This window comes from Actinomyces israelii DSM 43320 (genome assembly GCF_000711965.1).
GTDB lineage: Bacteria > Actinomycetota > Actinomycetes > Actinomycetales > Actinomycetaceae > Actinomyces > Actinomyces israelii.
The window spans coordinates 112,721-139,320 of sequence record NZ_JONS01000004.1 but is presented as its reverse complement, the minus strand read 5'-3'; the positions used below and the strand labels follow the sequence as shown (position 1 = coordinate 139,320).

At 70.5% G+C, this 26,600-nt stretch carries 21 protein-coding genes and 1 pseudogene; 13 read left to right on the top strand and 9 right to left on the bottom strand.

The window, feature by feature from the left end; genetic code table 11:
* Positions 1 to 49 precede the first annotated feature (49 nt).
* The 13 genes from O145_RS03190 to O145_RS03130 all read left to right on the top strand — a co-directional run bounded on the left by O145_RS03190 (position 50) and on the right by O145_RS03130 (position 16,629).
* Positions 50 to 802: a hypothetical protein gene (locus O145_RS03190; protein ID WP_156966577.1), complete on the top strand. Its 753-nt coding sequence runs from the start codon at positions 50 to 52 to the stop codon at positions 800 to 802.
* A gap of 146 nt (positions 803 to 948) precedes the next feature.
* Positions 949 to 1,560 carry a bifunctional pyr operon transcriptional regulator/uracil phosphoribosyltransferase PyrR gene (pyrR, locus tag O145_RS03185; protein ID WP_043559637.1) on the top strand — a complete coding sequence of 204 codons (612 nt, stop codon included), beginning with the start codon at positions 949 to 951 and terminating at the stop codon, positions 1,558 to 1,560.
* Entirely contained in the window at positions 1,557 to 2,540 is a 984-nt protein-coding gene (locus O145_RS03180) for an aspartate carbamoyltransferase catalytic subunit (protein WP_043559634.1), read from the top strand. Before pyrR ends, O145_RS03180 begins: the two co-directional genes overlap by 4 nt.
* Positions 2,537 to 3,847, top strand: coding sequence for a dihydroorotase (locus O145_RS03175; protein WP_043559631.1), 1,311 nt, complete (start codon positions 2,537 to 2,539; stop codon positions 3,845 to 3,847). Before O145_RS03180 ends, O145_RS03175 begins: the two co-directional genes overlap by 4 nt.
* A gap of 3 nt (positions 3,848 to 3,850) precedes the next feature.
* Entirely contained in the window at positions 3,851 to 5,137 is a 1,287-nt protein-coding gene (gene carA / locus O145_RS03170) for a glutamine-hydrolyzing carbamoyl-phosphate synthase small subunit (protein ID WP_084682334.1), read from the top strand.
* Position 5,138: 1 nt separating this feature from the next.
* Positions 5,139 to 8,474: a carbamoyl-phosphate synthase large subunit gene (carB, locus tag O145_RS03165; RefSeq protein WP_043559628.1), complete on the top strand. Its 3,336-nt coding sequence runs from the start codon at positions 5,139 to 5,141 to the stop codon at positions 8,472 to 8,474.
* The gene (gene pyrF, locus O145_RS03160) at positions 8,471 to 9,373 is read left to right on the top strand and encodes an orotidine-5'-phosphate decarboxylase (protein WP_043559625.1); all 903 of its coding nucleotides are present in this window, start codon (positions 8,471 to 8,473) and stop codon (positions 9,371 to 9,373) included. The genes carB and pyrF overlap by 4 nt, the downstream gene beginning before the upstream one ends.
* A 33-nt stretch (positions 9,374 to 9,406) precedes the next feature.
* Positions 9,407 to 9,985, top strand: a complete 579-nt coding sequence (gmk, locus tag O145_RS03155) for a guanylate kinase (RefSeq protein WP_043559622.1) — start codon at positions 9,407 to 9,409, stop codon at positions 9,983 to 9,985.
* Between the two features lie 63 nt (positions 9,986 to 10,048).
* Positions 10,049 to 10,459: a DNA-directed RNA polymerase subunit omega gene (gene rpoZ, locus O145_RS03150; RefSeq protein ID WP_043559619.1), complete on the top strand. Its 411-nt coding sequence runs from the start codon at positions 10,049 to 10,051 to the stop codon at positions 10,457 to 10,459.
* Positions 10,456 to 11,760, top strand: coding sequence for a bifunctional phosphopantothenoylcysteine decarboxylase/phosphopantothenate--cysteine ligase CoaBC (gene coaBC / locus O145_RS03145; protein ID WP_043559616.1), 1,305 nt, complete (start codon positions 10,456 to 10,458; stop codon positions 11,758 to 11,760). Before rpoZ ends, coaBC begins: the two co-directional genes overlap by 4 nt.
* Before the next feature lie 145 nt (positions 11,761 to 11,905).
* The gene (locus O145_RS03140) at positions 11,906 to 13,219 is read left to right on the top strand and encodes an SAM-dependent methyltransferase (RefSeq protein WP_052374594.1); all 1,314 of its coding nucleotides are present in this window, start codon (positions 11,906 to 11,908) and stop codon (positions 13,217 to 13,219) included.
* A gap of 64 nt (positions 13,220 to 13,283) precedes the next feature.
* Positions 13,284 to 14,507 carry a methionine adenosyltransferase gene (metK, locus tag O145_RS03135; protein WP_043559611.1) on the top strand — a complete coding sequence of 408 codons (1,224 nt, stop codon included), beginning with the start codon at positions 13,284 to 13,286 and terminating at the stop codon, positions 14,505 to 14,507.
* 28 nt (positions 14,508 to 14,535) lie between these two features.
* Entirely contained in the window at positions 14,536 to 16,629 is a 2,094-nt protein-coding gene (locus O145_RS03130) for a primosomal protein N' family DNA-binding protein (RefSeq protein WP_458859318.1), read from the top strand.
* A 16-nt stretch (positions 16,630 to 16,645) separates the two neighbouring features.
* On the opposite strand, the gene O145_RS03125 is transcribed toward O145_RS03130, so the two are convergent.
* From O145_RS03125 to argF, 9 genes and pseudogenes are all read right to left on the bottom strand, one after another.
* A complete protein-coding gene (locus tag O145_RS03125; RefSeq protein WP_458859319.1) occupies positions 16,646 to 17,095 on the bottom strand; it encodes a TetR/AcrR family transcriptional regulator in 450 nt (149 codons plus the stop codon).
* Between the two features lie 15 nt (positions 17,096 to 17,110).
* Positions 17,111 to 17,275, bottom strand: a pseudogene (locus tag O145_RS20015) (TetR/AcrR family transcriptional regulator); the annotation flags it as partial.
* Positions 17,276 to 17,358: 83 nt separating this feature from the next.
* Complete coding sequence (locus O145_RS03120; RefSeq protein ID WP_043559607.1) at positions 17,359 to 18,732, bottom strand: MFS transporter; 1,374 nt, start codon at positions 18,730 to 18,732, stop codon at positions 17,359 to 17,361.
* A gap of 434 nt (positions 18,733 to 19,166) precedes the next feature.
* Positions 19,167 to 20,777 (bottom strand): BCCT family transporter, encoded by a 1,611-nt coding sequence (locus tag O145_RS03115; protein ID WP_043559771.1) that lies wholly within the window; start codon positions 20,775 to 20,777, stop codon positions 19,167 to 19,169.
* A 352-nt stretch (positions 20,778 to 21,129) separates the two neighbouring features.
* Entirely contained in the window at positions 21,130 to 21,870 is a 741-nt protein-coding gene (locus O145_RS03110) for a creatininase (RefSeq protein ID WP_229118309.1), read from the bottom strand.
* A gap of 91 nt (positions 21,871 to 21,961) precedes the next feature.
* Positions 21,962 to 23,008, bottom strand: coding sequence for a DMT family transporter (locus tag O145_RS03105; protein WP_043559601.1), 1,047 nt, complete (start codon positions 23,006 to 23,008; stop codon positions 21,962 to 21,964).
* A 224-nt stretch (positions 23,009 to 23,232) separates the two neighbouring features.
* Positions 23,233 to 24,360, bottom strand: coding sequence for a serine/threonine protein kinase (locus O145_RS03100; protein ID WP_043559598.1), 1,128 nt, complete (start codon positions 24,358 to 24,360; stop codon positions 23,233 to 23,235).
* A 146-nt stretch (positions 24,361 to 24,506) separates the two neighbouring features.
* Positions 24,507 to 25,481: a carbamate kinase gene (locus O145_RS03095; RefSeq protein ID WP_043559595.1), complete on the bottom strand. Its 975-nt coding sequence runs from the start codon at positions 25,479 to 25,481 to the stop codon at positions 24,507 to 24,509.
* A 91-nt stretch (positions 25,482 to 25,572) separates the two neighbouring features.
* Positions 25,573 to 26,583: an ornithine carbamoyltransferase gene (gene argF / locus O145_RS03090; RefSeq protein WP_043559591.1), complete on the bottom strand. Its 1,011-nt coding sequence runs from the start codon at positions 26,581 to 26,583 to the stop codon at positions 25,573 to 25,575.
* Between the last annotated feature and the right edge of the window lie 17 nt (positions 26,584 to 26,600).

Below are 26,600 nucleotides of genomic sequence, written 5' to 3'. Positions count from 1 at the left end.
CCCGCTGTCGGGACGGCCGCCGCCACGTACGCACCGAAGGAGCCGAGTCATGGGGCAGTACCCATCGCCGTACGAGTCCGGCCCTTATGCGGCTGATCAAGGTCATGCCGGGAACCCGTACGCCGCCGAACCCGCCCACGGCCCGGGCGCGGCGCAGGGCGGCCCGGGCGCGGCGCCGTACGCTCCCGGCGGGAGCCCTTACATGCCGGTCATGCCCATGCCCGCGCCCATATTCATCGTCCCGCCGCTCAGCCCCGAGGAGGTCGCGGAGAAGGGCCGGCGGACCACCCGCGGGCTGGGGCTCGGCGCGGTGATCACCGGGACCGTCTCGGTCGCGATCCAGGTTCTTGCCGTGCTGGGCGTGGTCCTGGTACTCGCCACCAGCGACTCCTGGACGGACGGGACCACGGTCGCCGCCACCCTGATCGCATTCATAAGTGTGCTCATCGTGCCCGCGCTGGTCTGCCTGGCCTGGGCCACCTCCTTCGGGCTGTCCCTGGCGGCGTGCGTGAGGGCGAGCGGCGGCGGGGCGGGCCGGCAGCCCGCGCAGTGGTCCGGCGCCGGGGGCATGATGGGCGGCCTCCTGGGCGCCTCCGTCCTGCAGGGCGTACCGGCGGTCATGCTTCTCTTCGTCCCCGGGTTCTACGACGACAGCGTCTCCTCCGGAAACGCCATGCTGATCGCGGCGGCGATCGCCGGACTCGGGCTGCTGTTCGCGCACATTGCTCTGACCGTCAAGATCCGCGCCCTGGGCGTCACGATCGAGCAGCAGGTCCCCTACGCCCAGGCCCCCTACGCCTGAGCGCAGCCGCCGCACGGTGTGAGGTTCCTCCCGGCTCGCTCCAGGAGCCGGTTGGGCGAGCCCGGGGGAGCGGCCCGCGCTACGATCGGCAGCGCCAGACATCCTTGAAGCCCGTCCAGTGAGGCGGAGAAGGAGGTCCACTGACCGTGGCCGAAAACCAGTCCACCGGGAAGCAGATCCTCGGCGCAGCCGAGATCAAGCGCTCCCTCGTCCGCATTGCTCACGAGGTCGTTGAGCGCAACCGCGGCGTCGATGACGTCATCCTCCTCGGCATCCCGTCCGGGGGGGTGCCGCTGGCCCGCCGCCTCGGCGAGGCTCTGAGCATCGCGCTGGCGGAGGACGCCGCCCTGACCGGCTCCCAGCCGGCCGCCGCCTCCGTCCCGGTCGGGACGCTGGACATCACCATGTTCCGCGACGACCTGGGGCGCCACCCGATCCGCGTCCCCCAGCCCACGTTCATCCCCGGCGGCACCCTGGAGGGGCGCACCGTCGTCCTGGTCGACGACGTCCTGTACTCCGGGCGCACCATCCGCGCCGCCCTGGACGCCCTGGGCTCGATCGGACGCGCACGGGCCGTCCAGCTCGCCGTCCTGGTCGACCGCGGTCACCGCGAGCTGCCGATCCGCGCCGACTACGTCGGCAAGAACCTGCCGACATCCCGCACCGAGAAGGTCGTCGTCTCGCTGAGCGAGCTGGGCGCGGCCGAGGACGCCGTCACCATCCACGACCTGGCCGCGGCCGAGGAGGCCACCCGATGAAGCACCTGCTCTCCGCCAAGGACCTGACTCGCGACGAGGCCGTCATGGTCCTCGACACCGCCGAGGCGATGGCCGCCACCCAGCGCCACGCCGTCAAGAAGCTGCCCACCCTGCGCGGCAAGACCGTCGTCAACCTCTTCTTCGAGGACTCCACCCGCACGCGCCTGTCCTTCGAGGCGGCCGCCAAGCGGCTGAGCGCAGACGTCATCAACTTCTCCGCCAAGGGCTCGAGCGTCTCCAAGGGCGAGTCCCTGAAGGACACCGCCCAGACCATTATGGCCATGGGCGCCGACGCCGTCGTCATCCGCCACTCCGCGTGCGGGGCGGCTCACCTGCTCGCCCACGCGGGCTGGATCAGGGTGCCGGTCCTCAATGCGGGCGACGGCACCCACCAGCACCCCACCCAGGCCCTCCTGGACGCCATGACCCTGCGCCGCTGGTACGCGCCCGACGGCGGTGCCGACGGCTCCCCGGCGCCGCAGGGGCGCGATCTGTCCGGGGCGAAGGTCGTGATCGTCGGAGACATCCTCCACTCCCGGGTGGCCCGCTCCAACGTGGATCTCATGACCGCCCTGGGGGCCCGCGTCACCCTCGTCGCCCCGCCGACCCTCCTGCCCGTGGGCATGGACGACTGGACCTGCGACGTCTCCTACGACCTGGACGCCACGATCGAGGCCGTCCGGCCCGACGCCGTCATGATGCTGCGCATCCAGCGCGAGCGCATGAGCGCCGCCGGCGGCGGCTTCTTCCCCAGTCCCGCGGAGTACTCGCAGGCCTACGGCCTGGACCTCGCCCGGCGCGCGGCCATGCCGGAGCACGCCATTGTCATGCACCCCGGGCCCATGAACCGGGGCCTGGAGATCACCGCGGAGGCGGCCGACGACCCCCGCTCGCGCGTGATCGAGCAGGTCGGCAACGGCGTGTCCGTCCGCATGGCCGCCCTCTACCTCCTCCTCGCCGACGAAGGGAACCAGCTGTGACCCCCTACCTCCTGACGGGCGCCCGCCCCTACGGCGAGGACGCCGCCGACATCCTCCTGGCCGACGGCGTCATCGCCGCCATCGGCCCCGACGCGGCCGCCCGGGCCCCGGCCGACGCCGTGCGCTGCGACGCGGACGGCCTCGTGGCCCTGCCCGGCCTGGTCGACATCCACACCCACCTGCGCGAGCCCGGCAGCGAGTCCGCCGAGACGATCTTCACCGGCACCCGCGCCGCCGCCGTGGGCGGGTACACCTCCGTGTTCGCCATGGCCAACACCACCCCCGTGCAGGACAACGCCGGCGTCGTGGAGCAGGTGCTGCGCCTGGGCCGCGAGGCCGGCTGGGTCGATGTCCACCCGGTCGGCGCCGTGAGCGCGGGCCTGGAGGGCAGGCACCTGTCCGAGATGAGCGCCATGGCGCACTGCGCCGCCCGGGTGCGGGTCTTCTCCGACGACGGCCGGTGCGTGGCCGACCCCGTCCTCATGCGCCGCGCCCTGGAGTACGTCAAGAGCTTCGACGGCGTCATCGCCCAGCACGCGCAGGACCCCCGCCTGACCGAGGGCTCCCAGATGCACGAGGGCGTCCTCTCCGCCGAGCTGGGTCTGCGCGGCTGGCCCGCCGTGGCCGAGGAGTCGATCATCGCCCGCGACGTCCTGCTCGCCCAGCACGTGGGCAGCCGTCTTCACGTGTGCCACCTGTCGACCGCCGGCAGCGTCGACATTATCCGCTGGGCCAAGGCCCGCGGGATTGACGTGACTGCCGAGGTGACCCCGCACCACCTGCTGCTGACCGACGAGATGGCGCGCACCTACTCGCCCCTGTACAAGGTCAACCCGCCGCTGCGCACGGCCGAGGACGTCGAGGCGGTGCGCGAGGCCCTGGCCGACGGCACCATCGACGTGGTCGGCACCGACCACGCCCCCCACCCCGTGGAGGACAAGGACTGCGAGTGGCAGGCCGGCGCCTTCGGCATGACGGGCCTGGAGACGGCGCTGCCGGTCCTCATTGAGACCATGGTGTCCACCGGGCGCATGAGCTGGCGGGACCTGGCCCGCGTCATGTCCGCCGTGCCGGCCGAGATCGGGCGGCTGACCGACCAGGGGCGGGGCCTGGAGGCGGGCGCGCCCGCGAACGTCACGCTGGTCGACCCCGAGGTGCGGCGCACCGTCGACGGCTCGACGCAGTGGACGCACTCGGCCAACACCCCCTACGCGGGCATGGAGCTGCCCGGCCGGGTGGCGGCCACCTTCCTGCACGGGCGCGCCACCGTGCTCGACGGCGCCCCGGTCCATACCCGGGAGGCCTGACCGGTGCCCGCAGCACCCGCAGCGCCCGGCGCGTCCGCGTCGCTGCGTCCCGGCGCCCGCGAGATCGCTCTGCTGGTCCTGGAGGACGGGTACGTCCTGCGCGGCAGGTCCTACGGGGCCACGGGGCGAACGGTCGGGGAGATCGTCTTCAACACCGGCATGACCGGCTACCAGGAGACGCTCACCGACCCGTCCTACCACCGCCAGATCGTCGTCATGACGGCGCCGCACATCGGCAACACCGGCGTCAACGACGAGGACCGCGAGTCGTCGCGCATCTGGGTCGCCGGCTACGTCGTGCGCGATCCCGCGCGACGCGCCTCCAGCTGGCGCAGCCGCCGCGAGCTGGAGGACGAGCTGGCGGCCGCGGGCGTGGTGGGCGTCTGCGGGGTCGACACCCGGGCGCTGACCCGGCACCTGCGCGAGCGCGGCGCCATGCGGGCGGGCATCTTCTCCTCGGACGCCCTGCCCGCGGGCGCCGCCGACGCGGGCGGGCCGTCCCAGGCCGCCGTCGACGTCTGCCTCGAGGCCGTGCGCGCCGCGCCCCCGATGGCCGGCCAGGCCCTGGCCGCCGAGGTCAGCACCCGGGAGCACTACGTCGTCGAGCCCTCCGGGCGCTTCGAGGGACGCGACCCGGTCGCCGTCGTCGCCGCCATCGACCTGGGGATCAAGGCCCGCACCCCGTGGCAGCTCGCCGAGCGGGGCGTGCGCGTCCACGTCCTGCCGCAGAGCACCGTCTTCGAGGAGGTGCTCGCCCTCCACCCGGACGGCGTGTTCTTCTCCAACGGGCCGGGAGACCCCGGCACCGCCCGCAGCGAGGTCGAGATGCTGCGCGGCGTACTGGACGCCCGCATCCCCTTCTTCGGCATCTGCCTGGGCAACCAGATCTTCGGCCGCGCGCTGGGCTACGGCACCTACAAGCTCGACTACGGTCACCGCGGCGTCAACCAGCCGGTCCTCGACCGCACCACCGGGCGCGTGGAGATCACCGCCCACAACCACGGCTTCGCGGTCGACGCCCCGATCTGCGGGCCCAGCCTGGCGCCCTACGACGACGGCCGCTACGGGCGCGTCGAGGTCTCCCACGTCGGACTGAACGACAACGTCGTCGAGGGGCTGCGAGCCCTGGACCTGCCGGCCTTCTCCGTGCAGTTCCACCCCGAGGCGGCCGCCGGCCCCCACGACGGGGAGCACCTGTTCGACCGCTTCGTGCGGCTCATGACCGACCATCGCGCCGCTCGTGACGGTCGTGACGGCCCAGCGCCCGAGACGGCCCGAGAGGACGACTGACATGCCGCTGCGCCCCGACATCCGCTCCGTCCTGGTCATCGGCTCCGGTCCGATCGTCATCGGCCAGGCCTGCGAGTTCGACTACTCCGGCACCCAGGCCTGCCGCGTGCTGCGCGGCGAGGGCATCCGGGTGATCCTGGTCAACTCCAACCCGGCGACGATCATGACCGACCCGGACATCGCCGACGCCACCTACGTCGAGCCCATCACCACCGAGGTCCTGACCGCCGTCATCGCCAAGGAGCGCCCCGACGCGCTTCTGCCCACCCTCGGCGGGCAGACGGGGCTCAACGCCGCCATGAGCCTGGTCGAGGCCGGCGTCCTGGACGACTACGGCGTCGAGCTCATCGGCGCCGACGCGACGGCCATCAGCGCCGGCGAGGACCGTGAGGAGTTCAAACGGGTCGTCGAGCGCTGCGGGGCGCAGGTCGCCCGCTCCGTCATCGCCCGCACCCTGGGCGAGTGCCATGAGGCCGTGGCGGCCCTGGGCGGCTACCCCGTGGTGGTGCGCCCCTCCTTCACCATGGGCGGGCTCGGCAGCGGCATCGCCCGCGACGCCGCCGACCTGGAGCGCATCTGCGGGCAGGGCCTGGAGGCCTCCCGCACCACCGAGGTGCTCCTGGAGGAGTCCATCCTGGGCTGGAAGGAGTACGAGCTCGAGCTCATGCGCGACAAGGCGGACAATGTCGTCGTCGTGTGCTCCATCGAGAACGTCGACCCCGTCGGGGTCCACACCGGCGACTCGATCACCGTCGCGCCGGCCCTGACCCTGACCGACCGGGAGATGCAGCGCCTGCGCGATATCGGCATCGCCGTCATCCGGGAGGTCGGCGTGGACACCGGCGGCTGCAACATCCAGTTCGCCGTCGACCCGGTCACCGGGCGCATTATCGTCATCGAGATGAACCCGCGCGTCTCGCGCTCCTCGGCCCTGGCCTCCAAGGCGACCGGCTTCCCCATCGCCAAGATCGCCGCCCGCCTGGCCGTGGGCTACACCCTCGACGAGATCCCCAACGACATCACCGGCTCCACGCCCGCCTCCTTCGAGCCGACCCTCGACTACGTGGTGGTCAAGGTGCCGCGCTTCGCCTTCGAGAAGTTCCGCAGCGCCGACCCGACGCTGACCACCACCATGAAGTCGGTCGGCGAGGCCATGGCCATAGGCCGGTCCTTCACCGAGGCCCTCCAGAAGGCCATGCGCTCCATCGACAAGAGGGGCGCGGTCTTCCACTGGAACGGCCCGCGCCCGGATGCCGCGGACACCGCCGCCCTGCTGGAGTCGATCCGGGTGCCCGCCGAGCACCGCCTCGTCGACCTCCAGCAGGCGGTGCGCGGCGGCGCCGCCGTCGAGCGGCTCCACGAGGCCACCGGCATCGACCCCTGGTTCCTGGACCAGATGGTGCTGCTGCAGGACGTCGCCGAGGCGGTCGCCGACGCCCCCGCGCTGAGCGCGCAGGTCCTGGCCGAGGCCAAGCGCCACGGCTTCTCCGACCGCCAGGTGGGCGACCTGCGGGGCATCGGGGAGGACACGGTCCGCGAGATCCGCCACGCCTACGGCCTGCGCCCGGTCTACAAGACGGTCGACACCTGCGCCGCCGAGTTCGCGGCCCGCACCCCCTACCACTACTCCAGCTACGACATGGAGACCGAGGTCGCCCCGCGCGGGCGGGAGGCCGTCATCATCCTGGGGTCCGGCCCCAACCGCATCGGCCAGGGCATCGAGTTCGACTACTCCTGCGTGCACGCCGCCCTGGCCCTCGCCGAGCGCTACGAGACCGTCATGGTCAACTGCAACCCCGAGACCGTCTCCACCGACTACGACGTGTCCGACCGGCTCTACTTCGAGCCGCTCACCTTCGAGGACGTCATGGAGGTCTACGAGGCCGAGAGGGCTGCGGGCCCGGTAGCCGGCATGATCGTCCAGCTCGGCGGGCAGACCCCCCTGTCCCTGGCCGCCCGCCTCAAGGCCGCCGGCGTGCCGATCCTGGGCACCAGCCCGGAGGCCATCGACGCGGCGGAGGACCGGCAGGCCTTTGGCGTGGTCCTGGAGCGGGCGGGCCTGCCCTCGCCCGCCCACGGCACGGCCCGCTCCGACGAGCAGGCCCTGGCGGTGGCCGGGCGGATCGGCTTCCCCGTGCTCGTGCGCCCCAGCTATGTGCTGGGCGGGCGCGGCATGGAGATCGTCTACGACGCGGACGGCCTGGTGGACTACCTGCGCCGCGCGGGCGCCGAGCCCGGCGGGGCCTGCGCCAACGGCCCGCTGCTCATCGACCGGTTCCTCGACGACGCCGTCGAGATCGACGTCGACGCCCTCTACGACGGCTCCGAGCTGTTCCTGGGCGGGGTCATGGAGCACATCGAGGAGGCCGGCATCCACTCCGGCGACTCCGCCTGCGTGCTGCCGCCCATGAGCCTGTCCGACTCCGAGATCGCCCGGATCCGCCGCTCCACGCGGGCCATCGCCGACGGCGTGGGGGTGCGCGGCCTGATCAACATCCAGTTCGCCCTCATGAGCGACACCCTCTACGTCATCGAGGCCAATCCCCGCGCCAGCCGCACCGTCCCGTTCGTCTCCAAGGCCACGGGTGTCCAGCTCGCCAAGGCCGCCGCCCTGCTCATGGCCGGCCAGTCCATCGCGTCCCTGAGGGCCGCGGGCCGCCTGCCGCGGGAGGACGCCGCCGTGACCGATCTCTACGACCCGATCGCCGTCAAGGAGGCGGTCCTGCCCTTCCGCCGCTTCCGCACGCCGAATGGGCGGATCGTGGACACCGTGCTGGGCCCGGAGATGCGCTCGACCGGCGAGGTCATGGGCTACGACGTCGATTTCCCCCGGGCCTTCGCCAAGTCGCAGGCGAGCGCCTACGGCGGCCTGCCCAGTGAGGGGACCCTGTTCGTCTCGGTGGCCGACCGGGACAAGCGCGCCATCATCCTGCCGGTGGCCCGCCTGGCCGAGCTGGGCTTCACCGTCCTGGCCACCACGGGCACGGCCCAGATCCTGCGCCGCAACGGCATCCCCGCCACCCCGGTGCGCAAGGTCAGCCAGGGGCGGGGCGCGCACGGCGAGCAGACGATCGTCGGGCTCATCGAGTCCGGCGCCATCGACATGGTCGTCAACACCCCCAAGGGGCAGGGGGCCCGCGCCGACGGCTACTCCATCCGGGCGGCCACGACCAGCGCCGACCGGCCCATCATCACGACCGTCCAAGAGCTCCAGGCGGCCGTCCAGGCCCTGGAGGCGCAGCTGCGCGGCCCCTTCCGCGTCCGCAGCCTCCAGGAGCACGGCGCCGACAGGGTCTCCCGCCGGCAGAGCGCGGCGAGACGGGAGGCCCGGGCATGAGCACCGCCGGCACCGGTATCACCGGCGGCACTGCGAGCGCGCCGTCTTTCGGGGCTGCGCTCGCCGAGGCCATGGACGCCCACGGCCCGCTGTGCGTGGGCATCGACCCCCACCGGGCGCTTCTGGACGCCTGGGGCCTGCCGGACAGCCCGCGGGGACTGAGGGACTTCGCGCTGCGCGCCGTGGACGCCGTCGGGGGCGGGGTCGCGGCGGTCAAGCCGCAGTCGGCCTTCTTCGAGCGGCACGGGGCCGCCGGCATCGCCGTCCTGGAGGAGACCCTTGCTGCGCTGCGCGCCTGCGGCACCCTGTCCATCCTGGACGTCAAGCGCGGCGACATCGGCTCGACCATGGGCGGCTACGCCCAGGCCTACCTCGCCGACGGCGCCCCCCTGGCGGCGGACGCCATCACGGTCTCGCCCTACCTGGGGTACGGCTCGCTGACCCCGGCCCTGGATCTCGCCCGCAGCACCGGCCGGGGCGTCTTCGTCCTGGCGCTCACCTCGAACCCGGAGGGGGCGAGCGTCCAGCACGCGCGCACAGGGCAGGGGCGCACGCGCTCCGTGGCGGCCGACGTCGTGGCGGGCGCGGCCCGCTCGAACGCCTCCGCGCGCGCCGCCGGCAGGCTCGGCGGCGTCGGCCTTGTGGTCGGGGCGACGACCGGAGGAGCCGTGGCCGAGCTCGGCATCGACCTGCTCGGGGCCAATGCGCCGCTGCTGGCGCCGGGCGTAGGCGCCCAGGGCGCGGGCGCCGCCGAGCTGGAGTCCGTGTTCGGCGCGGCGCGGCGTCATGTGCTGGCCTCGACATCCCGCGGCGTGCTGGCCGCCGGACCGGATCCGGCGGCCCTGCGCGCGGCGGCGCTGACGGCGGCCGCGCAGGCGTCGGCGGCGCTGAGGGGCTGAGACCGTGCAGCGCGGTGCGGCATTATACGGTGCATGACCCGCCCCGCCCCCCAGCCCTCCTCCCGCCTGACCGTGATCGCCGGCCCCACCGCGGTGGGCAAGGGGACCCTCGTCGCCGAGCTGCACCGCCGCCACCCCGGCCTGTTCGTCTCGGTCTCGGCGACCACGCGGGCGCCCCGCCCCGGCGAGGTAGACGGGATGGACTACCACTTCGTGTCGGACGCCGAGTTCGACAGGCTCGTCAGCAGCGGACAGATGCTGGAGTGGGCCCTGGTTCACGGGGCGCACCGCTACGGCACGCCCCGCGGACCCGTTCAGGCCCAGCTCGACGCCGGGCGCCCCGCCCTGCTCGAGATCGACCTGGCGGGGGCGCGGCAGGTTCGTCGGTCCATGCCGTCCGCACAGCTGGTCTTCGTCATGCCGCCGAGCTGGGACGAGCTCGTCGCGCGGCTCGCCGGACGCGGCACCGAGGACGCGGCCGAGCAGGAGCGCCGCCTGGTCACCGCGCGCGCGGAGATGGACGCGGCCGGGGAGTTCGACCACATCATTGTCAATGACACCGTGGTGCGTGCCACGGATGAGCTCGAGAGACTGCTGGGGCTCAGCGGCTAGACTGTCCCGGTTACAGTTGGGCGCGCTGAGCGCCTTGAACGTCCACCACACGGGGAGAAGCACATGCTCGGAACCTCCGCACAGCCCGAGGGCATCACCAACCCGCCGATCGACGACCTGCTCGAGAAGGTCGACTCCAAGTACGGGCTCGTCGTGGAGGCCGCCAAGCGCGCCCGGCAGATCAACGCCTACACCCGGCAGCTGGAGGACAACCAGCTCGATTACTTCGGCCCCCTGGTGGAGGCCGAGCCCGACGAGAAGCCGTTGAGCATCGCCCTGCGCGAGGTGGCCGAGGACAAGCTCCAGGTCATCCCGGGCGACGAGGCCCGCGCCCGGCGCGCCGAGGTCGACAAGGCCCGGCGCGCCGCGGAGGAGGACATGTTCTCCGACATCCCGCTCGACGCCTCCAGGCCCGCCCCGGCGGAGAGCGAGGACGTGCCGGCCGCCACGAACCTCGACGAGATCCAGTTCTGAGCGCCGCCCCGACCGGGCCGCGGCGCGTCGTCGTCGGCGTGTCCGGATCCATCGCCGCCTACAAGGCGCCCTTCGTCATCCGTCTCCTGCGGCGGGCCGGTCACGAGGTCCGCACCCTCGCGACGCAGGCCGCGCTGCGCTTCATCGGCGCGCCCGCCCTCGCCGCGGTGACCGGGAGCCCGGTGAGCAGCGGCGTCTTCGACGACCCCGCCGCCGTCGAGCACGTCGCGGTGGGGGAGTGGGCCGACCTGGTCGTGGTGGCCCCCGCCTCGGCGGATCTGCTGGCCCGGGTCGCGGCAGGTCGCGCCGACGACCTGCTGACCGCGACGATCCTGACGACGACGGCCCCCGTGGTCCTCGCCCCCGCCATGCACACCCAGATGTGGGCCAACCCGGCGACCCGGGAGAACGTGGCTACGCTGCGCCGCCGCGGACTGAGCGTCATCGAGCCGGACTCCGGGCGCCTGACCGGCTCCGACTCGGGGGAGGGCCGCCTGCCCGAGGCCGAGCGCATTGTCGATGAGGCTCTGGCGGTGCTCGCCGAGCGGCGGGCGCAGCGGATCGCCCCTGTGCCGCATCCGTCGGACCTGTCCGGCAGGCGTGTCGTCGTCTCCGCCGGCGGCACCCGTGAGCCGATCGACCCGGTGCGCTACCTGGGCAACCGCTCCTCGGGGCGCCAGGGCGCCGCCGTGGCCCGCGCCGCCGTCGAGCGCGGTGCGCGCACGACCCTGGTGGCCGCTTATGTGGCCGGCGATGTTCTCGCGGCGCTGCCGGGCGAGGTGGAGGTGGTGCCCGTCGGCACCGCCATGGAGATGCGCGATGCTGTCCGACGGGCCGCCCGGGACGCCGATGCCGTGGTGATGGCGGCTGCCGTCGCCGACTACCGGCCCGCGGAGGCGGCTGCGTCCAAGATCAAGAAGCGCGGCCTGCGCAGCGGCGGGGAGGCGGGCGCGACCCGGCTGAGCATCGAGCTCGTCGAGAATCCCGACATCCTCGCCGGGCTGGTCGCTGATCCGCCGCGCGGTGACGGCGGGCGGACGCTCGTGGTGGGCTTCGCCGCGGAGACCGGTGACGACGACGGCGATGTGCTCGCCCACGGCGCCGCCAAGGCGCGCCGCAAGGGCGCGGACCTCCTGGCCGTCAACTTGGTGGGGGAGCGCACCGGCTTCGGCGACGTGCCCAACGCCGTCGTCGTCCTGGACTGCCGGGGCCATGAGGTCGCCAGGGCCCGGGGCTCCAAGACCGACGTCGCCCGCGCTCTCATCGACCTGGTCGCCCGCAGGCTGCCCGGCCGCTTCTGAATCCGGCGGCGAACGTCTGATTAATCACGTGCGGGCACGGCGTTCGCTCTTCAGACGCACCGGTGCGCGCGCCTACTATGGGGATCAGGACAGCGCGGAGCCCTGTCGCCGTGGGCCGCGCACAGAAGTGATCTGAGTGATCTGCATGAAGAGGACCGGAGCGAGCACCTGCACCACAGCCGACATGACCGTGGCGGACATGGTCAGGGCGGTGACGACCCCGCCGCTGCCCGTGCGCATTACCGCCTACGACGGCTCCGCCGTCGGCCCGCGGAGCGGCGGCCTCGAGCTGCACGTTGTCTCCCCGCAGGCCCTCAGCTACCTGGCCACGGCCCCCGGAGAGCTCGGCCTCGCCCGCGCCTACATCATGGGCAAGATCGCCGTGCGCGGGGTCTCGCCCGGCAACCCCTACAGGGCCTTCGACGGCCTCGAACAGCTCAGGGAGCGGGTCCGGCGCCCCTCGGTCTCCAACCTGGGTCGCATTCTCGTCGCGCTGGGCAGGAACGGGATCCGCCGGCCCGAGATCCCGCAGGTCGAGACCCCGCCGGCGTGGCGGCGGGCGCTGTCGGGCGTGCGCTCCCACACCCAGCAGAGCGACAAGGACACCGTCTCGTCCCACTACGACCGCTCGAACCGCTTCTACTCGATGGTCCTCGGCCCGCTGATGACCTACACCTGCGCCCTGTTCACCGATCCGGGCGACTCCCTCGAGGACGCCCAGGCCAACAAGATCCGCCTCGTCCTCGACAAGCTCGACCTGTCGCCCGGCCAGCGCCTGCTCGACATCGGCTGCGGCTGGGGCTCAGTGCTGGTCGCGGCGGCGCGACGCGGCATCCGGGCCATCGGCGTCACGCTCTCCGAGCCGCAGGCCCGCTGGGCCAACGACTGGATCGCCCGCGAGGGCCTGTCCGACCTGGCCGAGGCCCGCGTCATGGACTACCGGCAGGTGCCCGAGCGCGACTTCGATGCCATCTGCTCCCTGGGCATGATGGAGCACGTCGGCGTCCGCCACTACGACGAGTACTTCTCGACCATGTTCTCCCTCCTGCACCCCGGCGGCAGGCTCCTCAACCACCAGATCACGCGCCGCGACTCCACCCAGCCGAACCGCGCCGGAGCCTTCATCGGGCGATACGTCTTCCCGGACGGCGAGCTCGCCGCACCGGGCGTGGTCATGACCCGTCTGCACGACGCGGGCTTCGAGGTGGTTCACGAGGAGAACCTCCGCCAGCACTACGCCCTCACCCTGGAGCACTGGTGCCGCAACCTGCAGGAGCACTGGGGCGCCGCCGTCGAGAGCGCCGGCACGCAGACCTCGCTCCTGTGGGGCCTGTACATGGCGGGTGCGCGGTGGAACTTCGAGCGCGACAACATTCAGATCCACCAGCTTCTCGCGGTACGCCCGGGGCCCGACCGGGACGGGCACTGGTATCCCCTGCGTCCCTGGTGGGACGCCTGAGCCGGCCTGCTGCCGTACCCGATCCGAGACCCGCACCCACCGACCTCACAAGGACGACAACCACATGTCATCGAACTCGCTCCGTCTGTTCACCTCCGAGTCCGTCACCGAGGGGCACCCCGACAAGGTCTGCGACCGCATCTCGGACTCCATTCTCGATGCCATCCTCGCCCAGGACCCGGTCGCCCACGTGGCCGTCGAGACGATGGTGACTACGGGGCTCGTCCACGTCGCCGGGGAGGTCACCACCGACGCCTACGTCGAGATCCCCGAGATCGTGCGCTCCGAGATCGTGTCGATCGGCTACACGTCCTCCGAGGTCTGCTTCGACGGCGCCTCCTGCGGCGTGTCGATCTCCATCGGCCAGCAGTCCCCGGACATCGCTGCGGGCGTGGACAAGGCGCTCGAGGTGCGCGGCGCCGCCGGAGGCGTCAGTGACGCCGGGGGGCTGGACCCCCTCGACTTCCAGGGCGCGGGGGACCAGGGCCTCATGTTCGGCTACGCCTGCACGGACACGGCCGAGCTCATGCCGCTGCCGATCCACCTGGCCCACCGCCTGGCCGAGCGGCTGACGGCGGTGCGCAAGCAGGGCGTCGTGGCGGGGCTGCGCCCCGACGGCAAGACACAGGTCACCATCGGCTACGACGGGGACCGCGCGGTGAGCCTGGCGGGCGTGGTGGTCTCCACCCAGCACGACCCGGGTCGCACCCGGGCCTGGCTGACCGACGCCATCACCACCGAGGTGATCCGTCCCGTGCTCGAGGCCGAGGAGGCCAAGGGCATTCAGCTGGCGACCGCCGACGCCGAGATCCTGGTCAACCCCTCGGGGCAGTTCGTCATCGGCGGCCCCGCCGGGGACGCGGGCCTGACCGGGCGCAAGATCATTGTGGACACCTACGGCGGCATGTCCCGCCACGGCGGTGGCGCCTTCTCGGGGAAGGACCCCTCCAAGGTGGATCGCTCCGCCTCCTACGCCATGCGCTGGGTCGCCAAGAACGTCGTGGCGGCCGGACTCGCGCAGCGGTGCGAGATCCAGGTCGCCTACGCCATCGGCTCGGCCCGCCCCGTGGGCCTGTACGTCGAGACCTTCGGCACCGAGACGGTCCCCGTCGCGCGGATCGCCGCCGCCGTCGAGGAGGTCTTCGACCTGCGCCCGGCCGCGATCGTGCGGGACCTCGACCTGCTCCGCCCCATCTACCGGGCCACCAGCGCCTACGGGCACTTCGGGCGCGACGGCTTCTCCTGGGAGGAGACCGGCCGCACCGGGGACCTGCGCGCGGCGCTGTGAGGCCGCGCCACTCGTGTCGGGCGGTGCCGTGAGCCGGGCGGGGCGCCGGGGGCGGCCCGCCCAGGGCGCGCTGCTGGCCGCCCCGGCGCCCTCCGAGCACGCCGTGGAGGGCCGGGGCGTTGCCGCGCCCGTGGCCCGGGTGCTGCTCGACTCCCCCCTGCCGCACCTGGACCGGCTCTTCGACTACCTGGTCACGCCGGACCTCGACGACGCCGCCGCCGTCGGCACGAGCGTGATCGTCCGCTTCGGCGGGCAGGACATGCGCGGCTGGGTCTGGGAGCGCGGCGCGACCACGACCCATCCCGGGACGCTGGCGGCTCTCCGCCGGGTGGTCTCGGACCTGCCGGTGCTCACCGGGGCGACCCGGGCGCTGATCGAGGCGGTCGCCACGCGCAGCGCCGGAGTGCGATCGGACGTCGTGCGGCTCGCCGTGCCGCCGCGTCACGCCTCCACCGAGCGGTCCGAGCGCGACCGCGCGGTGCCGCCGGCGCCGCGCTGGCGGGCGCCGTCCGCGAAGGGCTGGGACGCCTACGGCGGGGGCGGGTTCCTGGCCGTGCTCGCCGACGGCGGGGCGCCGCGCGCCGTGTGGACCGCCCTGCCCGGACGGGTCGGCCTCGTGCGCGGGTGGACCGCACTGCTCGCCGATGCGGTCCGGGCCGCCCTGGCGTCGGGCAGGGGAGCCCTGGTCGTCGTCGCCACCGCGGCGCAGGCGGAGGCGGTCGCGGCGGCGCTGGGCAAAGAGCTGAACGGGGGGCCGGGCGCCGGGCGCGGCGAGCCGGTCGTCACCCTGACCGCGGAGGGCGGGCCCGCGCGCCGCTACCGGGCGTTCCTGCACGTGCTCCTCGGGCTTGCGCGCGTCGTGGTGGGCACCCGCGGCGCCGCCTTCGCGCCCGTGCGCGCCCTGGGCCTGGTGGTCATCTGGGACGACGGCGACAACCGGCTCGATGAGCGCCACGCCCCCTACACCCACGCCCGCACCGTCCTGGCCCTGCGCTCCGGCCTGGAGGGCGCGGGGCTGCTCGTGGCCGGCTACTCGCGCAGCGTCGAGGCGCAGAGCTATGTGGAGCGGGGCTGGGCGGAGGACCTGAGTGCCGCGCGGCCGCTGAGGCGCGCCGCCGTTGCGCGCGTGCAGGCCCCGGGCGCGCTCCAGCTGGAGGCCGAGGGCGCCTCCGGGATGGCGCGGATCCCCTCGGTCGCCCACAGGGCGGTGCGCGACGCCCTGACCGGCGGCCCGGTCCTCGTCCAGGTCTCACGGACCGGCTACGCGCCGGTGGTGGTCTGCTGCCGCTGCGGGCAGGTCGGCCGGTGCCCTCGCTGCGGGGGCCCGCTGGCGATGGAGCGGGCCGGGGCGGTCACCTGCCGGTGGTGCGCTCGCGAGCCGGCCGACTGGGCCTGTCCCGCGTGCGGGGAGGACCGGCTGCGCATGCGCGGGTCGGGCAGCACCCGGACCGGTGAGGAGCTGGGACGCGCCTTCCCCGGCACGCCGGTGGTCGTCTCCGGTGCACGCGAGTCCCACGGCGTCGTGGAGTCCGTCGATGCCTCGCCCCGCCTGGTGGTGGCCACGCCCGGCGCCGAGCCGGTCGCCGACGGCGGGTACCGCGCGGTCCTGCTGCTCGACGGCGGGTGCCTGTCCTCCCGGCCCGAGCTCGGCGCCGGCGCGGAGGCGCTGCGCCGGTGGACCAATGCGGTGGTCCTGGCCCGAACGGATGCACGGGTGATTCTTCTGGGTGGCCCGGATCCGTCGGTCGCGCAGGCGCTGGTACGGTGGGACCACGCGGGCTACGCCCGGGAGGACCTGCTCGAGCGCGCAGACCTCCACCTGCCCCCCGCGTGGCGTACGGCCCGGCTGGACGGGCCGCGCGACGGGGTGGAGGCGCTGCTCGCACAGGCGGAGTCCGCCGGCTTCGAGACTCTGGGCCCGGCGTCAGCCCCGCCCGGCCCGGAGGCGGAGCGGCCTCCGGTATCGGCGTCGGGGGGCGATGCCACTGTGCGGGCCCTGATCAGGACGCGGGTCGACCGCGGTCGTGAGCTGGCCGCCATGCTGCGGGTGCGCCAGCGCGAGCGCTCGGCCCGCCGGGAGGACGCGGTCCGGGTCGAGCTCGACCCCACGGTCCTGTGGTGAGGCCGCGGCCGGGCCCCTACTGGTCGGCCCGCCTCCAGAATCCGGTGATCTTGCCGAGAAGATCGGCCGCGGTGGCGTGGACGTCACGGCCCTCGCTCAGGGCGGTCACTGCCGCCCCGTCGACGACCGCGATCACCAGATCCGGTTCAATCTCCACCCCCAGCCGGTTCAGCAGCCGGCCGACGGCCGTGTTGAGGCGCTGCCGACCCCGACGATAGGCCTGTTCGACGGGCGTGACCGTTCCTGCAGAGATGAGCTGAATGTAGTGCCCCAGGTACGGGCCCTCCGGCGGGAGCGTCGCCTGAAGCACCAGGTCCAGCCGTCCGGACAGCGAGGGAAGCTGTTCCAGGGCCTCGACCTTGTCCGCCACGCGCTCGGCGCGCGAGGCCCAGATGGCGATATTGACCAGACCCGCCTGGTAGAGCAGGTCGTCGAGTCCCTTGAAGTAGTAGGTCGTCGCCGACAACGAGCACCCGGCGCGCCTGGCGACCGCACGGTGGCTGACCGCGGACGGCCCCTCCTCGCGGATGATCGCGGCAGCCGCCTCGATGATGGCCTGCCGACGGTCCTGCCCTCGCGCCGTTGAGCGAGCACCGCCCCGAGATCCACGAGGCGACCGAGAAGTGGCAGACAGGGGGGTAGCCATAGCAAAGTAGGATAGCAAAAGGTGCAAAGTTATGCGCGCGGAAGCGATCCGTGCATCCGGACCGGACCGGTTCGCCGCGGGCCTCAGGACGAGCCGGATTGATGAGCCTCAATCAGTTCTGAACCGTGGATGACCCGTGAGGCGAGGATCGCCACCATGGCGATCAGCGAGACTACGGTGAGGTAGACCGCCGGGACGAGTGTCGATTCGGTGACCGTGATGAGCCATGTCACGATGAAGGGCGTCGTACCGCCCAGGAGCGCATTGGCGCTGTTGAAGGAGAGGGCGAACCCCGAGTAGCGGACGTTGGTGGGGAAGGACTCCGCCAGGAAGGTGGCGAGGGTCCCGTCATTGCCGGTGAGGATGATGGCGAAGACGATCTGGCACAGGATCACAATTCCGAGGCGCCCACCGGCCCTGGTCATTATGGCGAACAGCGGGATGGACATCACAATGAAGGCGACGCATGCGGTGATGAGCATGCGCCGTCTCCCGAAGGAGTCGGACAGGTGCCCCATAATAAAAATGGAGACGATGTAGACCACGAGCATGACGGAGGTCGCCAGGTTCGCGGTGTTCGAGGAGAACCCGAGCTCCTCGGTGACATAGGTGGGCATGTAGCTCAGCAGCATGTAGAACGCCACTGCGTTGAGGCAGGAGACGCCGAAGGTGATGAGCGTCTCGCGCCAGTGGTGCCGCAGCAGGCGGACCAGTGGCTCGAACCATCGTGTCGCCTTCTGCTCCTGGGGCAGCTCCGCGCGCATTGCCTGGTATGCGGGGGAGTCCTCCAGATGCACCCGGATGTAACGGCCGATGAGGCCCAGTGGGCCCGCCAGGATGAAGGGGATGCGCCAGCCCCACTGGGTCATTGCGGGCGAGTCCGCGCCCCCCAGGCCGAAGAGCATGCCCGAGACCATGAGAGAGCCTGCGAGCAGGCCGCAGGCGGTGGAGGCGGGAACGAGGCAGGTGTAGATGCCGCGACGCGCCGGCGGGGCGTACTCCGCCAGGAACGTTCCCGCGCCGGCGTACTCGCCGGAGGCAGAGAATCCCTGGACCATGCGCAGGATGAGCAGACCAAGAGCGCTCCACACCCCGACCATGGCGTAGGTGGGCAGAAGGCCGATGAGGCAGGTCGAGCCCGACATGATAAGAATCGACCAGGACAGCGCCCACCGGCGCCCGCGACGGTCCCCCCATGCGCCCCAGACCACGGCGCCGATGGGACGCAGGATGAAGGAGGTGGCGAACACGGCGAAGGACAGCATCAGCTGAACCTGCTTGTCGGATTCCGGGAAGAAAACGCCGCCGATGACACCCGCAAGATAGCCGTAGGAGGCGTAGTCGAACCACTCGATGAAGTTCCCGATGAAACTTGCCGTGGCGGCACGTTTCAAGGTCTTCGCTCGCTCAGGATCTCTGTCGTGAGCGGTTTCGGTTCTATGGGAGACAGTGTTCATCTATTCAACTCCAGAGGTGAGTGTCGAGACCCTATGAATACTTATACGGTCGATGGCGGTGCCCTCCCGCGGACCGGGAACAGGCTGGCCGCAGGCAAGCGGACCGATTACCAACTGGCTGACTGCGAGAGCACTTCATCGTGCTGTCGAGACAAACGATGCCGACTCTGGACAAGATGAGCGAACTGGCGCCGGGGGGAGTCCGGAAGACCAGTTCCGAGCACTCCCGGAGATGGCCATGATGGATGGCGCCAGTCTAGCAGAAAACGTCCAGGAAATCCCTGTACTGATTCCAGCGCCAGCGCCCCGGGCCGCATCACGACTGTCGCCTCGCTCGGCGCAGGGCGCACCAATTGCGTGCGACCAGCCTCACGGGCCGCCGGAGTCCGCTGCCCGAGTACCCGCTGAAGCTTCCTGCACGGAGGGCGAGAAGATCAGCCCTGAGGGGGATCCTGCTGAGACCCGGGCTCCAGATTCGTCTGGCGGACTGTATTGGCCATCATTAGCAGCACCACGATGGTATAGGGGAGCGCTCCGATAATAGTACCGGTCTGAACCGTGCCGACCACGCTCTCACCGCCGATGCTGAGGAGCAGAAACGCGATGGCCGCGATACCCGCAACCAGCGCGACCCGGAATAGTCTCGACGGCCTGGCGGCCGAGGACACGAAGCCGCTCAGCGCATGGACGCCGGAATCCAGCGATGTCAGGTAGTAGGTTCCCACCAGGATGGTTGCGGCCAGCAGGAGAACGAAAACTACCGGCCGGTAGGGCAGCTCCTTCAGCATGGCGAACAGCCCGAGCGAGGTGTCCTGTCCGACGGCCTTGGTGACCACGCCGTTTCTGGTCTCGTCGTAGAACAGAGCTGCGCCCCCGACGACACCGATCCAGATGACGCAGATCGCCGACGGGATGCCGAGCACGCCGATGACGAACTCTCGAACCGAGCGGCCGCGAGAGATCCGAGCGATGAACGACCCGACGAACGGCGAGAAGGCCCAGCACCAGCACCAGATGAACACGGTCCACATGCCGTTCCAGCTGTCTTTCCACGAGTGCAGGGGAGCCATCGCGGAACCGGCGTCGGCCCAGGTGCCCATCCACCACATCGACCAGAGGTACTGACCCGCAGTCTGCGGCAGGACCGAGAGCAGGTAGAGGGTCGGGCCGGCGAGAAGAACTCCGACGACGAGCACGATCGACAAGATGGAGTTGACCTCGCTGACGCGCTTCATGCCCTTCTCAATGCCCAGGTAGACACTGGCCCCGGCCAGGACGCCGATCCCAATGATGACGACCATGCGGATCACGCCGCCGCCGTCCAGGTTGAAGGTCTGCTCCAGGCCGGCCGTGAGCTGCATGGCCGCAAACGCGAAAGAAGTAGACAGCCCGAATACCGTCGCCAGGATCGCAATGACCTCGACCACGAGACCGACCGTCCGGCGGGCTCCCTCGGGGAACATCCCGACCACGGCGTCCCGGAATGTCATCGCCGCTTTGCGGTTGTGGAACGAGAGCGCCAGGCACAGGGCGACAACACAGTAGATGGCCCATGCGTGCACCGCCCAGTGGAAATATCCCCAGATCAGCGCGCCGTCCAGCTTGTCGACACTGATCCGGTCCTGAATCGGATCGTCGCCCTTGACCAGGACGGGCTCGGCGACGGACCAGAAGATCAGTCCGATCCCCTGACCGCAGGCGAAGAGCATCGAGTACCAGGCGAAGCGGCCGTACTCGGGCTTGGCGCCCTCTCCTCCGAGCACGATGGATCCGCGTCTTCCCGCTGCCATATAGATGCAGAAGAACAACGCCAACGTGGCAAGCACCACAAAATACCAGGTGAAGTTGCGGGTGACGAAGGTCCTAAACACCTCAATCGCGCGCGCGGCGACCTCGCCGTTGAACACGGTGACGACAACAACGACACCGACCAGGAGGAGACTGACAGACTTGATGGCCCGGTCATCCCGGTCCTGGGGAGTCGCAGCGGAGGCGGAAGGGGCCTCCTCCGAGTCAGGATCCTTTGAAGGTACTCGAATATCCATGGTCACATAACCTCTTCAGGGTCTCATCGGTGGCGAGGACGGTATTGCCGGCAACGATCGACTGAGTAGCGGCGAGAGCGGCGTCCCGGAGGTCTCCGCCCGCCGGCAGGGCATTCATCGACCGATGTGCGGCGCTCGCACGGCTCGCGGTGCGCGCAAACGCATCGCGAGCTGCGAAGAGCGCTGCGATATGACAGCACATATGGTATCCGGCGCAGGTCGATCGCTCTCATCGGGAGCAATTCTGCCAGCCTCCGCGCGTCGGCGCTCCCTGGTCGCGATCGCGTTCGCCCCACTGAGCGCCCGGCCATCACCCGCAATCCTGACACAGCCCCGCACGCCCGGGGGCCGCCTATACCGTGAATCTGCTCCGGAGAGCCCCGATGATGCCCGTCACAATGGAGTCAGCAAGGATTCGCCCCTTCTCGGCGCTCGCGTCTGCGGCGGACGAGAGGCATCCGGACTCCGGAGTCAGCGTCGGGTCCACGGGCAGCAGGTCGTAGGGAGGCAGGTCGGCGGCGGGCAGGTCCATGATACGCTCCATGCGCACCAGGTCCGGGAAGTACTCGAGCATGAGCGAAGTCTCCATCACGCCGCCGTGCTCGACGTCCCATCCCGGAAAACCGTCGGGGTACAGACGAGAGATGACCTTCTCGGTCACGAAGTCCCAGTAGGACAAGAGCATCACCTGAGGAGCGCCCTGCACCGCCAGGTCGCGCAGAGCCAGATCGACACCCTCGTAGATGAACTGGTAGTTCTCGTAGTGACCGTTGACGAACGCGACACTCTTGAGTCCGTGCCGTGCGAACTCCTGCACGAAAGTGCGGCAGATGCCGATGACGGTGGCGGCGTCGAATCCGAAGGAGCCGACGATGTGGTTGCCGCCCCCCGAGCGCTGCTGCGACTTGTATCCGGTGGTGATGGTCGGGCCCACCAGGGCGCCAGTCTTCTCGGCCACGAGCTCGGCCATCTTGGTGGACAGCATCATGTCAACACCCAAGGGCATGTGCGGGCCGTGCTGCTCGACGGAGCCCACCGGGATGAGCATGACCGGGTCGCCCTCGATCAGCGTGCGGTAGGTGAAAGCGTCCAAACGGGTAATGTTGCGTTCCTGATTCATTGGTGGACCCCTTTCGTGGGTGCGCCTGCGTGCTGTGGTGCCTGACTGTCCGCTCAGGATGCTGCTACTGGGGCCGGGAGACCTCCTTCTGCCCTGGTTCTGGTCTGATCTTGTCAGTCCTGCTCTTCTTCCCCCGTGTGGAGAAGTATACCTGGGAGACGCCACCGCTGATGATAAGCAGCCCGCCCAGCATCTGCATCCCTGACAGATGCTCCCGGAAGAAGGCGAGGCCCAGCAATGAGGCCATGATGGTCTCCTGGTAGGAGATGGTTGCCAGCTCGCCCGCAAGAAGGATCTTGCTTGCCAGGGTGAGGAAGTAGAAGGCTCCGAACCCGGTCACCAGGGCGGCGACGATGAGCACCGCCCAGGTGCGCGCGTCCATGCTGAACAGGTCCCATGGGGCGGTCACGGTGTTTCCGGATTCGTCAAGCTTGGCCGTGGGGACGCCGTCAACCTTCTCACGAACCACGTAGGTGAGCTGCGGCCAGCGCACGGCGACCATGACTCCGATGGTGACCACGGCGAAGAGGAAATTGTACCAGGCCCGGACATTGGAATCGCAGTCCGTTCGGTAGCGCGAAGCGAAGAGGTAGAGACCGTAGGCCACGCCGGAGAGCAGGCCGATAATGTTCCCGAAGGCGTACTTGGGATCAAGATCGAGCTTGAATCCCGCGCCTGATATGATCTGGACGATCAGAAGGGTTCCGACCACCACGGCCCCCAGCGAGCCTATCATCGCGGGCCTGAATGGCTCTTTGAGGAATATTGTCGCCAGGATGGTGGAATAAACTGGCCCGGTGTAGATGAGGAATGAGGCGTTGGCGAGGGTGGTGTACTGGGTGGAGATGACATAGAGGGCGGACAGCAGCCCGAGGAAGAGTCCGGAGAAAAAGATTGACGGGGTGAACCTGGTCGCCCTGACCTTGGCGAACCCTCCTACGAGGAGGAAGAACAGCGACATGCCGATCAGTCCGCTGAAGCTGCGGAAGAAGGAGATGAAGTCTCCGGGGGCGTCAATGTAGCGGGCGAACGCCCCAATTCCGCCCATGAGGCTCGATGACAAGAACATGAGTCCGAAGCCTTTGAGCTTTGCGCGGGCTGCTGTATCCAACTTCCGCTCCTTTGCGGTACATAGATAGGTATTCAGTCAAAGTGTTTCTGAAGTTTCATCGCAGAACCGGCCCGCGTCCTGCGGACGGCCATGGATGCACTCAAAGAACTAGAACAAATGAGCGGGGACGGCTGCTTCATTCTCCTGTCGTTCGACGCTTGGGCGCTCCGAGCGGCGGGGGCGGCGTTCTGGATGTGGGCTGCCCCCGCCGTTCGTCCCTTGGCTCAGACCAGGGTCGGGTCGTCGACCTGGTTGGGGAAGTAGTCCTCGCAGGTGCCCTCGCGGTAGACGTCCGCGGTCGCGCAGTGCAGGCCGCCGCCGAAGGCGTAGGCGTCGCGGAAGGGCACGGGGATGACGTTCATTCCCAGCTTGTCCATCTGCTCCATCTGGTGGACCTCGCTGGCCTCGACGCACACGGTCTTGTGGTCGATCACCAGGCAGTTCATGGACAGCCACACCGAGGAGTAGCACAGCGGCGGCGGCGTGGTGTGAGCCGGCGGCGCGGCGTCAACGATCTGCCAGTCGTTGGCCTCGAAGATCTTGCGCTGCTCCTCAGGCAGGTGACGGTGCGGGTTGTTGATGATCAGGCCCGGCCGCAGCGGCACGAAGGTCGCGTCGATGTGGATCGGGTAGGGGTCGCCCGGGAAGTTGACGGCGTGGACGCGGAAGTCGGGGTAGTACCGCTTGAACCACTCCATGGCCTTCCGGTTGGTGGTCAGGCCGTGCTGGATGAACAGGTCCTTGCCCACCCGCATGACGTCGGCGGCGTCCCACATGGGCTCGACCTCGGTGGTCACGAAGTCCTTGGCGGCCGTGCGCTCCAGACGCTCCTCGATGGAGATCTTCTCGTCGTAGTAGTTGTGCTTGTAGGACTTGTCGGTCAGGCGCGGCCGGGGGGCCTGGGTCCACTTGAACTCCGGGTCCTCCTCGAAGTACTGGTTCATCAGCGGCCAGTAGGCCAGGTACTCGAAGTAGCGGCAGCGGAAGGAGTTCGCCGAGGACATGATCTCCTCACCGATGGTGAGCAGGATGTCGCGAGGAGGCATCTGGGTGAAACCCGACTCCGTGCGGAAGTCCGGGGTCTGGATGGCCTGGTTCCACTGCAGCGGCGTGGGACGGTCCACCTTGACGCCCAGACCCTCAAGGATCTTGACGTAGTTGTCCAGCTGCTCGTTGGCCGCCTCGACGGTCGCGGTGGGGCGAGGCCCCCACATGCCGCGCATCTCGGAGTCGATCGGCACCTTCTCCGAGGTGGCGGGCTCCTCCGGCGGGATGACCGAGAAGTCCGCACGCCCCACGATCACGTGCTTGAGCGGGTCGAAGTCGTTCCAGGAGTTGACGATCTTCGTCATGTGTTATGTCACTTCCTTGTGCATTGCGAACAGGCCCTCAGCAGGGCCGATGGTTGGGCTGATAGTGCGGCAGCGACGGCGAGAGGGCGCCGTCATGACTTGGTGCGGTGGACCACCTCCTTGATCGGGCCGGTACGTTGACGTTCTCAGGCCCGTTCGGGCCCGCCGGCCGCCGGCTGGGGTGGTTGGAGGTCGTTGGGGTTTCCGTAGCTGCCGCCGGGGGTGATGATGGTGCCGGCGGTGCCTTGGATGATGTGGGTGGCGTCGTGGAGGCGGCCGATGGCGGCCATGTCTCCGGTGAGCTCGACGAAGCGGCAGACGGCCTCGACCTTGGGTCCCATGGATCCTGCGGGTGGGTTGAGGGCGCGCAGGGTGGTGGGGGTGGCGCGGGGGATCTGCTTGGCGTGGGGTGTGCCGTAGTGGGTGTAGACGCCGTTGACGTCGGTGAGGATGAGCAGGGCGTCGGCCTCGAGGTCCTCGGCCAGGACGGCGGCGGTGAGGTCCTTGTCGATGACGGCCTCGATGCCCTGGAGCTTGCCGTGGGTGTTGCGGATGACGGGCACGCCGCCGCCTCCGGCGCAGATGACCACGGCGCCGGCCTGGAGCAGGGTGCGCACCAGGCGGGTCTCGATCACGCGCTGGGGGGCGGGGGAGCCGACCACGCGCCGGTAGTGCTCGCCGTCGGGGCGCACGGTCCACCCGCGCGTGGCGGCCAGGGCCTGGGCCTCGTCCCTGGTGTAGACCTCGCCGACGAACTTGGTGGGGTGCTCCAGGGCGGGGTCGCCGGCCAGGACCAGGGTCTGGTTGACCATGGAGGCGACCTGGCGCCCGGGCAGGGCGTTCTGCATGGCCTGGAGCAGCCAGTAGCCGATCATGCCCTGGGTCTGGGCGCCCAGGGTGTCGAAGGGGTAGGGCTCGGACAGCCGCTGGTCGTCGGCCGACTCCAGGGCCAGGACCCCCACCTGGGGGCCGTTGCCGTGGGTGATGACCAGCTCGTGGTCCTGCGCCAGCTCGGCCAGGCGCGCCGCGGCGGCGCGCACGTTGGCCACCTGGACGGCCGCGTCGGGCACCTGCCCGCGCTCCAGCAGGGCGTTGCCGCCCAGCGCCGCGACGATCCTCATCGGCTCTCCCCCCCGCTCACCGCGCTCACCCCGGCCTGCCCGGCCTGCCCGGCCTGCCGGGCCTGTCCGGCCTGTCTCGCCTGCGTCACCGTCACTCCCAGTCCCCCAGGGTGGCCACCATGACCGCCTTGATGGTGTGCATGCGGTTCTCGGCCTGGTCGAAGACGATACTGGCCTCGGACTCGAACACCTCGTCGGTGACCTCCAGGCCCTCCATGCCGGTCCTGTCGTAGATCTCGGCCCCCACCGCGGTGCCCCGGTCGTGGAAGGCCGGCAGGCAGTGCAGGAACCTCACGCCGGGGTTGCCGGTGGCCCGGACCAGGGCCGCGTTGACCTGGTAGGGGCGCAGCAGGCCGATCCGGGAGTCCCACACCTCCTTGGGCTCGCCCATGGAGACCCACACGTCGGTGTACAGGAAGTCCACCCCCTCCACGCCCGCGGCCGGGTCCTCGGTGACCGTGACCCGGCCGCCGCTGCCCGCGGCCAGGCCCTCGGCCGCGGCCACCACACCCGCCTCGGGCCGCAGCTCGCCCGGGCAGACCATGCGCACGTCCATGCCCATCAGCGCCCCCGACACCAGCAGGGAGTGGGCCACGTTGTTACGAGCGTCCCCCAGGTAGGCCAGGGACACCTCCCCCAGCGGCCGGCCCCCCGAGTGCTCCAGCATCGTCAGCTGGTCGGCCAGCATCTGCGTGGGGTGCCACTGGTCGGTCAGACCGTTCCACACCGGCACCCCCGACAGCTCCGCCAGCGTCTCGACGTGCTCCTGCCGGCTGCCCCGGAACTCGATCCCGTCATAGAACCGGCCCAGCACCCGCGCCGTGTCCGCCACCGACTCCTTGTGCCCCAGCTGGGAGCCCGACGGGTCCAGGTACGTCACCCGCGCCCCCTGGTCATAGGCCGCCACCTCGAACGAGCACCGCGTCCGCGTCGAGGTCTTCTCAAAGACCAGAGCGATATTCCGCCCCACCAGACGCCGCACCTCACAACCAGACCGCTTCGCCGCCTTCAGCTCCCCAGCCAGATCCAGCAACGACCCCCACTCCTCAGCAGAGAAGTCCAGCTCCCTCAGAAAATGACGACCAGACAACAAATGACCCACAACAACTCCTACATCAG

What these genes read in the sequence shown, in the direction of transcription:
- metK (WP_043559611.1), top strand. Translation starts at nt 13,284, where the DNA reads ATGTCATCGAACTCGCTCCGTCTGTTCACCTCCGAGTCCGTCACCGAG.
- O145_RS03095 (WP_043559595.1), bottom strand. Translation starts at nt 25,481, where the DNA reads ATGAGGATCGTCGCGGCGCTGGGCGGCAACGCCCTGCTGGAGCGCGGG.
- carB (WP_043559628.1), top strand. Translation starts at nt 5,139, where the DNA reads ATGCCGCTGCGCCCCGACATCCGCTCCGTCCTGGTCATCGGCTCCGGT.
- O145_RS03120 (WP_043559607.1), bottom strand. Translation starts at nt 18,732, where the DNA reads ATGAACACTGTCTCCCATAGAACCGAAACCGCTCACGACAGAGATCCT.
- O145_RS03190 (WP_156966577.1), top strand. Translation starts at nt 50, where the DNA reads ATGGGGCAGTACCCATCGCCGTACGAGTCCGGCCCTTATGCGGCTGAT.
- gmk (WP_043559622.1), top strand. Translation starts at nt 9,407, where the DNA reads ATGACCCGCCCCGCCCCCCAGCCCTCCTCCCGCCTGACCGTGATCGCC.
- pyrF (WP_043559625.1), top strand. Translation starts at nt 8,471, where the DNA reads ATGAGCACCGCCGGCACCGGTATCACCGGCGGCACTGCGAGCGCGCCG.
- rpoZ (WP_043559619.1), top strand. Translation starts at nt 10,049, where the DNA reads ATGCTCGGAACCTCCGCACAGCCCGAGGGCATCACCAACCCGCCGATC.
- O145_RS03180 (WP_043559634.1), top strand. Translation starts at nt 1,557, where the DNA reads ATGAAGCACCTGCTCTCCGCCAAGGACCTGACTCGCGACGAGGCCGTC.
- O145_RS03140 (WP_052374594.1), top strand. Translation starts at nt 11,906, where the DNA reads ATGAAGAGGACCGGAGCGAGCACCTGCACCACAGCCGACATGACCGTG.
- O145_RS03115 (WP_043559771.1), bottom strand. Translation starts at nt 20,777, where the DNA reads ATGGATATTCGAGTACCTTCAAAGGATCCTGACTCGGAGGAGGCCCCT.
- O145_RS03100 (WP_043559598.1), bottom strand. Translation starts at nt 24,360, where the DNA reads ATGACGAAGATCGTCAACTCCTGGAACGACTTCGACCCGCTCAAGCAC.